16 protein-coding genes and 1 pseudogene are annotated in these 11,768 nt (G+C 55.0%); 11 read left to right on the top strand and 6 right to left on the bottom strand.

Annotated elements, in window-relative coordinates; translation table 11 throughout:
- From mlaD to ACYASS_RS10620, 3 genes are read right to left on the bottom strand one after another with little or no spacing between them, the layout of a single operon-like run.
- A complete protein-coding gene (gene mlaD / locus ACYASS_RS10630; RefSeq protein WP_243244924.1) occupies positions 1–468 on the bottom strand; it encodes an outer membrane lipid asymmetry maintenance protein MlaD in 468 nt (155 codons plus the stop codon).
- Positions 468–1,265 carry a lipid asymmetry maintenance ABC transporter permease subunit MlaE gene (gene mlaE / locus ACYASS_RS10625; protein WP_122662780.1) on the bottom strand — a complete coding sequence of 266 codons (798 nt, stop codon included), beginning with the start codon at positions 1,263–1,265 and terminating at the stop codon, positions 468–470. The genes mlaD and mlaE overlap by 1 nt, the downstream gene beginning before the upstream one ends.
- Positions 1,265–2,074: an ATP-binding cassette domain-containing protein gene (locus tag ACYASS_RS10620; protein WP_122662782.1), complete on the bottom strand. Its 810-nt coding sequence runs from the start codon at positions 2,072–2,074 to the stop codon at positions 1,265–1,267. Before ACYASS_RS10620 ends, mlaE begins: the two co-directional genes overlap by 1 nt.
- A gap of 288 nt (positions 2,075–2,362) precedes the next feature.
- On the opposite strand from ACYASS_RS10620, the gene ACYASS_RS10615 reads away from it, so the two are divergent.
- From ACYASS_RS10615 to ACYASS_RS10565, 11 genes are all read left to right on the top strand, one after another.
- Complete coding sequence (locus tag ACYASS_RS10615; protein ID WP_463586082.1) at positions 2,363–3,337, top strand: KpsF/GutQ family sugar-phosphate isomerase; 975 nt, start codon at positions 2,363–2,365, stop codon at positions 3,335–3,337.
- A gap of 13 nt (positions 3,338–3,350) precedes the next feature.
- A complete protein-coding gene (locus ACYASS_RS10610) occupies positions 3,351–3,875 on the top strand; it encodes a KdsC family phosphatase (protein ID WP_122662786.1) in 525 nt (174 codons plus the stop codon).
- Positions 3,876–3,884: 9 nt separating this feature from the next.
- Complete coding sequence (gene lptC / locus ACYASS_RS10605; RefSeq protein WP_243244928.1) at positions 3,885–4,457, top strand: LPS export ABC transporter periplasmic protein LptC; 573 nt, start codon at positions 3,885–3,887, stop codon at positions 4,455–4,457.
- Positions 4,444–4,989, top strand: coding sequence for a lipopolysaccharide transport periplasmic protein LptA (lptA, locus tag ACYASS_RS10600; RefSeq protein WP_122662790.1), 546 nt, complete (start codon positions 4,444–4,446; stop codon positions 4,987–4,989). The genes lptC and lptA overlap by 14 nt, the downstream gene beginning before the upstream one ends.
- On the top strand, positions 4,990–5,715 hold the full coding sequence (gene lptB / locus ACYASS_RS10595; RefSeq protein WP_122662792.1) for an LPS export ABC transporter ATP-binding protein: 726 nt from the start codon (positions 4,990–4,992) through the stop codon (positions 5,713–5,715).
- Positions 5,716–5,901: 186 nt separating this feature from the next.
- Positions 5,902–7,395 (top strand): RNA polymerase factor sigma-54, encoded by a 1,494-nt coding sequence (locus ACYASS_RS10590; RefSeq protein WP_122662795.1) that lies wholly within the window; start codon positions 5,902–5,904, stop codon positions 7,393–7,395.
- Positions 7,396–7,525: 130 nt separating this feature from the next.
- On the top strand, positions 7,526–7,834 hold the full coding sequence (gene hpf / locus ACYASS_RS10585) for a ribosome hibernation-promoting factor, HPF/YfiA family (RefSeq protein ID WP_027897842.1): 309 nt from the start codon (positions 7,526–7,528) through the stop codon (positions 7,832–7,834).
- Between the two features lie 12 nt (positions 7,835–7,846).
- Entirely contained in the window at positions 7,847–8,311 is a 465-nt protein-coding gene (gene ptsN / locus ACYASS_RS10580; RefSeq protein WP_463586081.1) for a PTS IIA-like nitrogen regulatory protein PtsN, read from the top strand.
- Between the two features lie 2 nt (positions 8,312–8,313).
- The gene (gene rapZ / locus ACYASS_RS10575) at positions 8,314–9,171 is read left to right on the top strand and encodes an RNase adapter RapZ (RefSeq protein ID WP_243244935.1); all 858 of its coding nucleotides are present in this window, start codon (positions 8,314–8,316) and stop codon (positions 9,169–9,171) included.
- Between the two features lie 16 nt (positions 9,172–9,187).
- Complete coding sequence (locus ACYASS_RS10570) at positions 9,188–9,460, top strand: HPr family phosphocarrier protein (protein ID WP_122662802.1); 273 nt, start codon at positions 9,188–9,190, stop codon at positions 9,458–9,460.
- 92 nt (positions 9,461–9,552) lie between these two features.
- On the top strand, positions 9,553–9,870 hold the full coding sequence (locus tag ACYASS_RS10565) for a helix-turn-helix domain-containing protein (protein WP_463586080.1): 318 nt from the start codon (positions 9,553–9,555) through the stop codon (positions 9,868–9,870).
- A gap of 2 nt (positions 9,871–9,872) precedes the next feature.
- Here ACYASS_RS10565 and ACYASS_RS10560 read toward each other — a convergent pair.
- The 3 genes and pseudogenes from ACYASS_RS10560 to ACYASS_RS10550 all read right to left on the bottom strand — a co-directional run bounded on the left by ACYASS_RS10560 (position 9,873) and on the right by ACYASS_RS10550 (position 11,753).
- A pseudogene (locus tag ACYASS_RS10560) lies at positions 9,873–10,217 on the bottom strand (type II toxin-antitoxin system RelE/ParE family toxin).
- A 218-nt stretch (positions 10,218–10,435) separates the two neighbouring features.
- Positions 10,436–10,780, bottom strand: coding sequence for a zinc ribbon domain-containing protein YjdM (locus tag ACYASS_RS10555; protein WP_027897848.1), 345 nt, complete (start codon positions 10,778–10,780; stop codon positions 10,436–10,438).
- 88 nt (positions 10,781–10,868) lie between these two features.
- Positions 10,869–11,753, bottom strand: coding sequence for a ZIP family metal transporter (locus tag ACYASS_RS10550; protein WP_463586079.1), 885 nt, complete (start codon positions 11,751–11,753; stop codon positions 10,869–10,871).
- Positions 11,754–11,768: the final 15 nt, after the last annotated feature.

The raw sequence follows: 11,768 nt of genomic DNA, 5'->3' as shown, positions 1-11,768 counted from the left end.
TCATTTAGCGTCTTTACTCACGGTATTGAGCAGGAATTTTCCGATAAGGTCTTCCAGCACAAGCGACGACTGCGTGTCATGGATAGTGCTGCCATCCTTCAGCAACCCGTCGTCGCCACCCACGCTGATACCCACATATTTTTCACCGAGCAAGCCTGCGGTCAGAATCGACGCAGTGGAATCGACAGGCAGGTTGTTAACCTTTTTCTGCACTTCCATCGTCACTCGACCTGTAAAGGTATCGCGATCCAGATCGATCGCAGTGACCTTGCCGATCGTCACGCCTGCCATGCTCACCTTGGCTCTGACAGTCAAACCGGCAATATTGTCGAAATTTGCATAAAGTTTATAAGTATCAGTGCTGGCACTGGAGCTCAGACCGCTGACGCGCAGGGCAAGCAGGAGCAAAGCCAGTATCCCGGCCAGCAGGAACAGGCCGACACCTGTTTCGATGGTGCGGTTTTGCATCAGAAATCTCCAAACATCAATGCGGTCAGAATAAAGTCCAGGCCCAACACGGCCAGGGAGGCATACACGACGGTCTTCGTCGTGGCACGGCTGATCCCTTCGGAAGTGGGCTCGCAGTCATAACCCTGAAACACGGCAATCCAGGTCACCACGAAGGCAAATACGACGCTCTTGATAACGCCGTTAATCACATCATCTACAAAAGAAACGCTGTTTTGCATGTTCGACCAGAACGAGCCTTCATAGACTCCCAGCCAGTCGATCGCTACCCAGGAACCTCCCCAGATACCCACTACGCTAAAAATCATCGCCAACAGAGGCAGTGAGATGAATCCGGCCCAAAGCCTCGGCGCAGCAATGTACTTGAGCGGGTCGACGCCAATCATTTCCAGGCTGGACAACTGCTCGGTGGACTTCATGTTGCCAATTTCAGCAGTTAATGCAGAGCCTGCACGACCGGCGAACAACAACGCAGTAACCACTGGCCCCAGCTCTCTCAGCAATGTCAGGGCAACCATTTGCCCAACCGCTTGCTCGGAACCGTATTTGGTGAGGATGCTGAAACCCTGCAGCGATAGCACCATGCCGATAAACATGCCCGACACGACGATGATCGCCAGCGACATGACACCCACCGAATAGAGCTGTCGGACGAGCAACTGAAAGCTGCCGCCAATCGAACTGCGCCCCAGCAAGGCATGAACCAGAAAAATCGCTGAACGTCCGAGAACTGCCAGGATATCTATTGCGGAACGCCCAAGCAGGCGTATCCGCTCCATTAATGACTTCTTGCGCATCAGCGCTTCCCCAAAAGATCTTCGCGATAATCCGGCGCAGGATAATGAAACGGCACCGGGCCGTCCGGATCGCCGGTCATGAATTGACGAATGCGTGGGTTATCCGAGCCCATCAGTTCCTCGGGCGTACCCTGCCCCAGCACCTGACCGTCGCCCACAACATAAAGGTAATCGGCGATACTCGCCGTTTCGTCCAGATCATGAGAAACCACGACACTGGTGATCCCGAGCGCGTCATTAAGCAGCTTGATCAGACGCACCAGAACCCCCATCGCAATCGGGTCCTGCCCCACGAAGGGTTCGTCGTACATGAGAATTTGCGGATCAAGAGCAATCGCGCGGGCAAGCGCCACACGACGTTTCATTCCGCCCGACAGTTCATCAGGCATCAACTCGATAGCACCGCGCAGCCCCACCGCCTGCAATTTAAGCAAGACAATGTCGCGAATCATTTCTTCCGGCAGCTCGGTGTGAACGCGCAATGGAAAGGCAACGTTCTCGAATACATCCAGATCAGTGAACAGCGCACCGCTCTGAAAAAGCACACCCATATGCTTGCGCGCATCGAACAGATCGCTGCGCGACAGGGCGGGCAGGTTCTGACCGTTGACCCATACTTCGCCCGCAGAAGGCCGTAACTGGGCGCCCATCAGACGCAGCAATGTGGTTTTGCCGCTGCCCGAAGGTCCCATGATGCCGGTGACTTTGCCACGGGGAATACGAATATCGACATTTTCGAAAATGCTGCGCGTACCGCGCTTGAAGGAAACGCCCTTCAGCTCGATCGCGTAGGCGTTATCGGCGCTCATCTAAACTCCTTGCGATGCAGCCTCACGTTCAGCTGCCGAGTCCCTGGCGGGAGACATGCTGTCCCGGTGGGCTGAACAGGCCGCGAACTATACCACCGCTATAAGGCGCCGCCCAAGAGAGAAGCCGATCAATCAATATCACCGCACACAATTTGCGACACTTCACGCAAAGGCAGCCCGCTTTTCGTCATCCGCAACGATTAAAAACAAACCTCGACGATCAGACGTGAGGGAATCGCGCATTACCGCTATAATCGCCGCCTTTTAACGAGCTGACCGATTTTCCACATGAACCAGACCAGCGACCTTATCCAATCAGCACAACGCACCATTCGCCTCGAAATCGAAGCGGTGGAAGGCTTGTTAGCGCATATCGATGCGGATTTCGTCCAGGCTTGTGAGATGATTCTGGCGAGTAAAGGGCGCGTTGTTGTGGTTGGCATGGGCAAGTCCGGCCATATCGGCAAGAAAATCGCTGCCACACTGGCAAGCACCGGCACCACGTCTTTTTTTGTGCACCCTGCCGAAGCCAGTCATGGCGATATGGGCATGATCACCTCCGACGACATCATTCTGGCCTTGTCGAACTCGGGCACTACCGCCGAAATAGTTACCTTGCTGCCCCTGATCAAACGCCTGGGCATCAAGATGATCAGCCTGACCGGCAACCCTGAGTCGACTCTGGCGGAAGCTGCAGACGTCAATCTCAACGCCCACGTAGAACATGAAGCCTGCCCGCTGAATCTGGCCCCGACCTCGTCCACGACCGCAGCGCTGGTCATGGGTGACGCATTGGCGGTCGCATTACTGGAAGCCCGCGGTTTCACAGCCGAAGACTTCGCGTTCTCGCACCCGGGTGGCGCACTGGGCAGACGCCTGCTGCTCAAGGTCGAGCACGTCATGCACAGTGGAGAACAGCTGCCGAAAGTGCAACGCGGTACCCTGCTTCGTGACGCACTGATGGAAATGACCCGCAAAGGCTTGGGTATGACCGCCATTCTCGAAGCTGACGGGCAACTGGCCGGGATCTTCACCGACGGCGATTTGCGCCGCACCCTGGATCGCCCTATCGACATTCGCCAGGCGATCATAGACGACGTAATGACAGTGCACGGCAAAACGGCCCGCCCTGAAATGCTCGCTGCTGAAGCGCTGAAAATCATGGAAGACCACAAAATCGGCTCACTCATCGTCGTCGACGAAAAAGATCATCCGGTGGGCGCTTTCAATCTGCAGGACCTGCTGCGTGCAGGCGTCATGTAATGGAGACGTACAAATGACCACCGACCTGCTGCAACGCGGCAAAAATATCAAACTGGCGATTTTCGACGTCGATGGCGTGCTGACCGACGGCCGCCTTTATTTCCTCGAAGACGGCAGCGAATTCAAGACTTTCAACACGCTGGACGGCCAAGGCATTAAAATGCTGATCGCCTCGGGCGTGACAACAGCCATAATCAGTGGCCGCAAGACCCCCGTAGTCGAACGCAGGGCCAAAAATCTGGGCATTGAACATCTTTATCAGGGCCGTGAAGACAAGCTCGTGGTACTCGACGAGCTGCTCGCGCAACTTGGCTTGAATTACGAACAGGTCGCTTATCTGGGTGATGATCTGCCAGACTTGCCAGTCATCCGGCGTGTCGGCCTGGGCATGGCAGTAGCCAACGCAGCTACTTTCGTGCGGCAACATGCCCATGGCATTACCCAGGCGCGAGGCGGCGAAGGCGCAGCCCGCGAGTTCTGTGAATTGATCATGAGCGCTCAGGGCAGCCTTGAAGCAGCCCACGCAGCCTACTTATAGAAGCCATTTATGCTTAGCAAAAGAATTCGAACGTTTCTGATCCTCGGTGTGTTGGCATTCCTGCTAGCGGCTGCAGGCTACTGGAACATCAGCCCGGAAAGCTTCATGGAGCAACCGGCTGCAGCGGTGGATGAAAGCGCCATCGACTTTTACGCGATCAATGCGCACAGCGTGCAGTATCTGCCCGACGGCAAACTGCAGTACGAGATGACCGCCGACAAGGTCGAGCACATCAAGGCTACCGATGTAACAATGCTGACCACGCCAGACCTGCAAATGTACCGTGGCACCCTTTACCCTTGGCATATACAGAGCAAAACAGGTGAAGTGTCCCCAGGTGGCGAGCAAGTGGAATTGATCGATTCGGTTCGCGTAGCACGAACCGACGACAAAAAACGTACGACCATTATCACTAGTAGTCGCATGACCGTATTCCCGCAGAAGCAATATGCGCAGACCGAGCAAGCCGTTAGAATCGACGGCGCAGGCGGTGTGACTACGGCCAAGGGAATGAAAGCGTATTTGAACGACGGCAGGATGGACCTGCTATCTAAAGTAAGAGGACAGTATGAGGCTCGTTAAAACCCTTCCTTTTTTGCTCGGCCTGGGTGCAGCACTGGGAAGCGCGAGCGCCTGGTCCCTGCCGACTGATCGCGATCAGCCGATCCACATCCAGTCCGATGACGCACAACTCGACGACAAGAAAGGCGTTGCCACCTACAAAGGCAACGTAATCATCACCCAGGGCTCGATGAAGATCACCGGCAACACCGTGACCATCACACGTAATGCCCAAGGTGAAGTCGACGTATTCACGTCTGTCGGCAACCTTGCCTACTACGAGCAGAAGCCGTCAGTGGACAAGCCTATCGTTCAAGCCTACGCGATCACTATCCAGTACTACGCTGCCCAGGATCGTATCGTGCTGATCGACAAGGCCAAGGTGATCAACGATGGCAACACGTCCGAAGGCGAAAAAATCGTTTACGACACCGTGAAGCAGATCGTCAGCGCAGGTCGCGCCAATGGCGGCAGCAAAGTGACTACGCCGCGTCCGCGTATCGATATGGTTATCCAGCCGAAAAAGAAACCCGACCAGCAGAAGGCCCAGTAAATGGCGACGCTGAAAGCCCAGCATCTGGCTAAAAGCTACAAGGGCCGTCAGGTCGTTCGTGATGTGAGCCTATCCATTGAGAGCGGCCAGATCGTAGGATTACTGGGGCCTAACGGTGCCGGCAAGACCACCTGCTTCTACATGATTGTCGGTCTGGTTCAGGCGGATCAGGGCCGCGTGCTCATTGACGACCTGGATGTCAGCCATCAACCAATGCACGGCCGTGCACGTGCGGGTATCGGCTATCTGCCTCAGGAAGCCTCGATCTTCCGCAAGCTGTCCGTGGCAGACAACATCATGGCGATTCTCGAAACCCGCCAGGAACTGGACCGCGACGGACGCCGCAAAGAGCTGGAAAGCCTGCTGCAGGAGTTCCACATCACCCATATTCGCGACAACCTGGGCATGAGCCTGTCCGGTGGTGAACGCCGTCGGGTAGAGATCGCCCGCGCACTCGCTACCTCACCGAAATTCATTCTGCTCGATGAACCTTTCGCAGGCGTAGACCCGATTTCGGTAGGCGACATCAAGCAGATCATTCATCACTTGAAAGCCAAGGGCATTGGCGTTCTGATCACCGATCACAACGTTCGTGAAACCCTGGATATCTGCGAAACCGCTTACATCGTCAATGACGGGCAATTGATCGCCGAGGGCGACTCGGAAACCATTCTGGCAAATCAGCTGGTGAAAGAGGTTTACCTCGGCCACGAGTTCCGCCTGTAAATAACCGCAGCGTCTGGCCTCTGAAGGCCAGCAACCTGGGGGGTTAGTTCTGACACTTTTAAAATGCCAGCACTCCCCCTAGGCAAACACTTCGGTTTCAGGCATATAATTTGCTTATGTAGGCGCCTCGGCGCTCGGTAGTGGATGGCGCATGTGCGCCGGCGAATAAGGTGTTAAGCCCCAGCCATGAAACCATCGCTAGTCTTGAGAATGGGCCAGCAGCTGACGATGACGCCGCAGCTGCAACAGGCCATCCGCTTACTCCAACTGTCTACGCTGGACCTCCAACAGGAGATTCAGGAGGCACTGGAGTCAAACCCCATGCTGGAACGCCAGGAAGAAGGCGACGACTTCGACAACGCCGATCCGTTGGCTGACAACATCGAACAGAAGCCGAACCCAGACGTTCAAGAGCCGACCTATCAGGAGTCCGCACCAACCGTAGACAATCTTGAAGAGGGTGACTGGAGCGAGCGCATTCCCAACGAACTGCCCGTCGACACCGCCTGGGAAGATGTCTATCAGACCAGCGCCAGCAGCCTGCCCAGCAATGACGACGATGAGTGGGACTTCACCACCCGCACATCGGCCGGTGAAAGCCTGCAAAGCCATCTGCTCTGGCAACTGAACCTTGCGCCAATGTCCGATACCGATCGCCTGATCGCTGTGACCCTGATCGACTGCATCAACAATCAAGGTTATCTGGACGAAACGCTCGAAGAAATTCTTGATGCCTTCGACCCCGAGCTCGATATCGAACTCGACGAAATCGAAGCCGTTCTACACCGTATTCAACAGTTTGAACCCGCAGGCATCGGCGCCCGCAACCTCAGCGAGTGCCTCTTGCTGCAACTGCGTCAGTTGCCTGCGAAAACCCGCTGGCTCAGCGAAGCCCAACGCCTGGTCAGTGATTTCATTGATCTGCTGGGCAGCCGCGATTATTCACAGCTGATGCGGCGCATGAAACTCAAGGAAGATGAGCTGCGCCAGGTCATCGAGCTGGTACAAAGCCTTAATCCGCGACCAGGCTCGCAGATCGAATCAACCGAAGCAGAGTACGTGGTCCCGGACGTCATCGTGCGCAAGGACAACGAGCGCTGGCTGGTCGAGCTGAATCAGGAGTCGGTTCCCCGGCTGCGTGTAAACCCGCAGTACGCCGGGTTTGTTCGCCGCGCCGACACCAGCGCCGACAACACCTTCATGCGCAACCAACTGCAGGAAGCCCGCTGGTTCATCAAAAGCCTGCAAAGTCGCAATGAAACCCTGATGAAGGTGGCGACACAAATCGTCGAGCACCAGCGCGGTTTCCTTGAGTATGGCGATGAGGCGATGAAGCCTCTTGTCCTGCATGACATCGCCGAAGCAGTAGGCATGCACGAATCGACTATTTCCCGGGTTACCACCCAGAAATTCATGCATACCCCACGTGGCATTTACGAGTTGAAATATTTCTTCTCAAGCCACGTAAGCACCTCGGAAGGCGGTGAGTGTTCGTCCACAGCCATTCGCGCGATCATCAAAAAACTGGTTGCAGCGGAAAATCAGAAAAAGCCGTTGAGTGACAGCAAGATCGCTGGTTTACTGGAGGCACAAGGCATTCAAGTAGCCCGTCGCACAGTTGCCAAATACCGCGAATCACTTGGCATAGCGCCTTCAAGCGAACGCAAGCGACTGATGTGACGAGAGGTACAGTAGTAACCGTACCACCGCTCCACGTTACGGTTTTTACGCAACCCGGTTGCTAGCCACAGCGTTCCAGTGGCAGGCAAAAGCCTGCCTCTTTATGCACTGGCAATAAGGAGAAAGCGGTATGCAAGTCAACATCAGTGGACATCAACTGGATGTGACCGACGCCCTACGCGACTACATCACCGAAAAACTCGGACGACTGGAGCGCCACTTCGACAAGATCACTAATGTGCAGGTCATCATGGAGGTCGAGAAGCTGAAACAGAAAATCGAAGCCACCCTGCACATCCCCGGCTCAAAGGTCGTCGCCAATGCGGAACATGATGATATGTACGCGGCAATCGACCTTTTGACCGACAAGCTGGATAGACAACTGCTCAAGCATAAGGAAAAGCAGCTCAGCCTCCTTCAGGGCGCAACGGCTCGCTGATACCCCCAAAACATGATCCGACTAGAAAATATCCTGACCCCCGGCCGTTCGCGTGCGAACGTGTCGGGCGGCAGTAAAAAACGTGTACTCGAACAAATTGCCAACCTGATCGGCGAGCAAGTGGCTGATCTCGATTCGCAAGTCGTGTTCGAGAGCCTTGTTGCCCGTGAAAAACTTGGTTCTACCGGCTTTGGTAATGGCATTGCCATTCCTCATTGTCGCTTGAAGGGGTGCAGTGCCCCCGTCAGCGCGTTGATACGGCTGGATGCCCCTATTGATTTCGACGCCATCGATGGTGCGCCAGTGGATCTGTTGTTTGTCCTGCTGGTACCTGAAGCCGCTACCGATGAACACCTTGAGCTGCTTCGCCAGATCGCCAGCATGCTGGACCGCACTGAAGTGCGCGACAAGCTGCGTAAGGCCCAGACTGGCGATGAGCTTTATAAAGTGGTGCTGGACGTACAGAACGGGCATTAATCATGCGTATGATCATCGTAAGCGGTCGCTCAGGCTCCGGCAAAAGCACGGCGCTGGACGTACTGGAAGACAACGGCTTTTATTGCGTTGACAACCTTCCGGCGGGACTGCTCCCGGAGCTGGCCGAACGTGCCCTGATCAATACTGAGCTGGCTGAACCGTTACTGGCCGTCTCCATCGATGCCCGTAACCTGCCCAGTCACCTGACCCGCTTCCCGCAGATGCTGGAAGAGGTGCGTTCACGCAATATCCAATGCGATGTTCTGTACCTGGACGCAGATGAGTCGACCCTCTTCAAGCGCTTCTCGGAAACCCGCCGCCGCCATCCGCTGAGTAACGCCAATCGTTCGCTGGCAGAAGCCATCCGCGACGAGACGACGCTGCTTGGGCCGATCATTGATCTTGCCGATCTGAAGATCAACACGACCCACCTGAATCTTTACCAGTTGCGCGATACGCTCAAGCTGCGACTGCTGAACAAGCCTGAGCCAGGTACTGCGTTCCTGATCGAGTCTTTCGGTTTCAAACGCGGTATGCCTGTGGATGCCGATCTGGTATTCGACGTACGTTGCCTGCCCAATCCTTACTGGAAACCGGAACTGCGAGAGCAATCGGGAAAAGATCAACCTGTTATCGACTATCTGGCCGCACAGCCTGATGTCGAAGAGATGTTTCAGGACATTTTCACTTATCTCAACAAGTGGCTGCCGCGCTTCGCTGCCAGCAACCGCTCGTATGTCACCATTGCCATTGGCTGCACCGGCGGGCACCATCGCTCGGTATACCTGACCGAGCGTTTGGGTCAGGTCCTGCAACAATCCCTCAAAAACGTTCAGGTTCGCCACCGCGACTTAAGCTGAAAGGACTTTCCCTGCGATGCCCGCTCGTCAAATTACCATTATCAACAAGCTGGGCCTGCACGCCCGCGCAGCCGCCAAGTTTGTAGGCGTCGCTGGCAAATTCCCCTGCCAGATCCGTGTGGGGCGCTCACCTGAAAGCATGGTTGACGGCAAAAGCATCATGGCGGTGATGATGCTCGCTGCCGGCAAAGGAACAGACATCCACCTTTCAACCGAAGGCGATCAGGAACAGGCCGCGCTGGATGGTCTGGTTGAGTTGATCAATAACAAGTTTGATGAGGGGGAGTAGAGCGGCGCCTGCGTCAAAAGATTTTCTTGACCAGCCCATCTGTCTGCCGCCAAGATTTTTATCTTAAATTTTAGATATAAACCGAGGCGATTATGGCTCTCCAATTTCATGAAAGCCCTTTTCATGTCACGCATGATGATGAAACTGCCAGCAAGATGGCCCTCAAAATGGATTTATCCATATTCATCACTAACTGCCTGAAGCAGTTGAATCTTAAGCAGAGTGAAGCTGCCAAATTGCTTAACCTGACCCAGTCACGGGTGTCAGAACTGGCGAACGGCAAGATTGAGAAATTCACTATCGATGCCATGATCGACATGCTTGAGTGCCTGGGCTTCCGTGCCAATTTCACCCTGTCGAATGCAGGTGCCGAAGCATCTCCGCAGATTGTCATTACCAAATCTGCCTAAGTTTAGTAGCCCATCCCCGGCAACTCACTTTTCAACTGCTTGAATCTCTGCTCCGCAACGGCTATCGCGTGCCGATCAGTGTTATTGGTGGTTTTCACGAATGAATGTAAAACGACCACCATGTCCGCTTATTTAGCAATGTAGACACAGCGAAATGCGGGGCTGCCGTTTATGATCAGCTCGACGACACCAGCACCTACTGACTCTGTAAGTTGCTTGATTGCTAGCCGCGGGTCCTGCTCGAACTGAATCCTCCGCAAATCCTTGCCAAACTCGTCCTGAACATCTTCGGGCAGATCCTTGTACTCCCGCTCAGCGGCAACGCTTACAAAAGCAAACCTTCTCAAAAAACACCTTCAGATCGACCTGGGTTTACGCTTCAAATAAAGACTCTCCGAACAGAAAGCCCAGCATTCACACAAAAACCATTCTACTCATGAGGCTCGAAGGAAAAGTCTGCAAAACTCGTGCGCCAGATACGAAAAATCCGAAGTCCTCTCGAACTCCGGATTTAGATACTCAGTAATCTGACGTTGGCTCAGAGATGCTTTAGCAACTCACTACCTTACCCCTTCTTCACAAATTCCGACTTCAGCTTCATCGCACCGATGCCATCGATCTTGCAATCAATGTCGTGATCGCCATCCACCAAGCGGATGTTTTTCACCTTGGTGCCAACCTTGACGACCAGCGAAGAGCCTTTGACTTTAAGGTCTTTGATAACAGTGACGGTATCGCCATCCTGAAGGGTATTGCCTACTGAGTCCTTGATGACTTTGACGTCATCGGCCGCTTCGCTGCTACCGTCTGCGGACCACTCATGCGCGCATTCCGGGCAGATCAGTTGAGTACCGTCTTCATAGGTGTATTCGGAATTACATTTTGGGCAGGCAGGTAAGCTCACAGACATTCTCGCGTCGAAGGGTAAAACCATGGATTATAAGTGGTTTTAGACGTGCGCAGGAGGCGAATATCACTTCGCCGCCCTGCCCACTCCTTCAAGCCAGTGCTGTGTCCATTACCATCATCAGACAGAACCCGGCGATCAGGCCGAGACTGGCGACTTTATCGTGCCCATTGCGACGCGACTCGGGGATGATTTCCTGGGTGACCACCAGCAACATGGCACCTGCAGCAAACGCCAGGCCTAGCGGCAACAGCAACTCGGCAATTGCCACCAGCCACGCGCACAGCAAAGCAAAAACCGGCTCGACCAGCCCTGAAGCAGCACCAATCAGAAATGCCTTGAAGCGCGACATCCCTGCTCCGGCCAGTACTAGCGCAATGACCAGCCCTTCGGGTACGTCCTGTATCGCGATGCCCATGGCGAGACTGTCGGCGTCGGGCAAACCGCCACCGGCAGACACACCAATAGCCATCCCTTCAGGGATGTTATGGGCGATGATCGCGATCACGAACAACCAGATCCGCGGCGCAATAGCAGGGAGTTCGTCACCGCTCAGGGGCGAACCTTTGGAGACTGTGTGATCAACTATAAACAAGCCCACAGCCCCGAGAAAAATCCCGAAACTGACGAGCCCGCCAGCCCCCCAAGGGGAAAACCCAAGATTTTCAGCCGCCGCCAGCCCGGGCACGATCAGCGAAAATGCCGTAGCTGCCAGCATCACCCCGGCACCGAAGCCGAGCAAACCATCGGACACAGAGGCAGGCATGCCTCTGATGACCAGTACAGGAACAGCGCCCAGTGCGGTCCCCAGAGCACAGATTGCTCCGCCCTCCAGCGCCCGCATCAAGCGCGGCTCAAGATCCAGCCATTCGAGCGCGTGCGCAACCAGAAGCGCCATACCTGCCAACAGCAGAACCGAACCCAATGCCAGGCGAAACAACCGCCCACTGCTGATGGTGAGTATTTCCGTGCGCATAAACTGCCCTGGATC

The organism is Pseudomonas sp. HP_14 (assembly GCF_055283875.1).
The sequence above is the reverse complement of the archived record's forward strand: the minus strand, read 5'-3'. Positions and strand labels throughout refer to the sequence as shown.

What these genes read in the sequence shown, in the direction of transcription:
- mlaD (WP_243244924.1), bottom strand. Translation starts at nt 468, where the DNA reads ATGCAAAACCGCACCATCGAAACAGGTGTCGGCCTGTTCCTGCTGGCC.
- mlaE (WP_122662780.1), bottom strand. Translation starts at nt 1,265, where the DNA reads ATGCGCAAGAAGTCATTAATGGAGCGGATACGCCTGCTTGGGCGTTCC.
- ACYASS_RS10620 (WP_122662782.1), bottom strand. Translation starts at nt 2,074, where the DNA reads ATGAGCGCCGATAACGCCTACGCGATCGAGCTGAAGGGCGTTTCCTTC.
- ACYASS_RS10615 (WP_463586082.1), top strand. Translation starts at nt 2,363, where the DNA reads ATGAACCAGACCAGCGACCTTATCCAATCAGCACAACGCACCATTCGC.
- ACYASS_RS10610 (WP_122662786.1), top strand. Translation starts at nt 3,351, where the DNA reads ATGACCACCGACCTGCTGCAACGCGGCAAAAATATCAAACTGGCGATT.
- lptC (WP_243244928.1), top strand. Translation starts at nt 3,885, where the DNA reads ATGCTTAGCAAAAGAATTCGAACGTTTCTGATCCTCGGTGTGTTGGCA.
- lptA (WP_122662790.1), top strand. Translation starts at nt 4,444, where the DNA reads ATGAGGCTCGTTAAAACCCTTCCTTTTTTGCTCGGCCTGGGTGCAGCA.
- lptB (WP_122662792.1), top strand. Translation starts at nt 4,990, where the DNA reads ATGGCGACGCTGAAAGCCCAGCATCTGGCTAAAAGCTACAAGGGCCGT.
- ACYASS_RS10590 (WP_122662795.1), top strand. Translation starts at nt 5,902, where the DNA reads ATGAAACCATCGCTAGTCTTGAGAATGGGCCAGCAGCTGACGATGACG.
- hpf (WP_027897842.1), top strand. Translation starts at nt 7,526, where the DNA reads ATGCAAGTCAACATCAGTGGACATCAACTGGATGTGACCGACGCCCTA.
- ptsN (WP_463586081.1), top strand. Translation starts at nt 7,847, where the DNA reads ATGATCCGACTAGAAAATATCCTGACCCCCGGCCGTTCGCGTGCGAAC.
- rapZ (WP_243244935.1), top strand. Translation starts at nt 8,314, where the DNA reads ATGCGTATGATCATCGTAAGCGGTCGCTCAGGCTCCGGCAAAAGCACG.
- ACYASS_RS10570 (WP_122662802.1), top strand. Translation starts at nt 9,188, where the DNA reads ATGCCCGCTCGTCAAATTACCATTATCAACAAGCTGGGCCTGCACGCC.
- ACYASS_RS10565 (WP_463586080.1), top strand. Translation starts at nt 9,553, where the DNA reads ATGGCTCTCCAATTTCATGAAAGCCCTTTTCATGTCACGCATGATGAT.
- ACYASS_RS10555 (WP_027897848.1), bottom strand. Translation starts at nt 10,780, where the DNA reads ATGTCTGTGAGCTTACCTGCCTGCCCAAAATGTAATTCCGAATACACC.
- ACYASS_RS10550 (WP_463586079.1), bottom strand. Translation starts at nt 11,753, where the DNA reads ATGCGCACGGAAATACTCACCATCAGCAGTGGGCGGTTGTTTCGCCTG.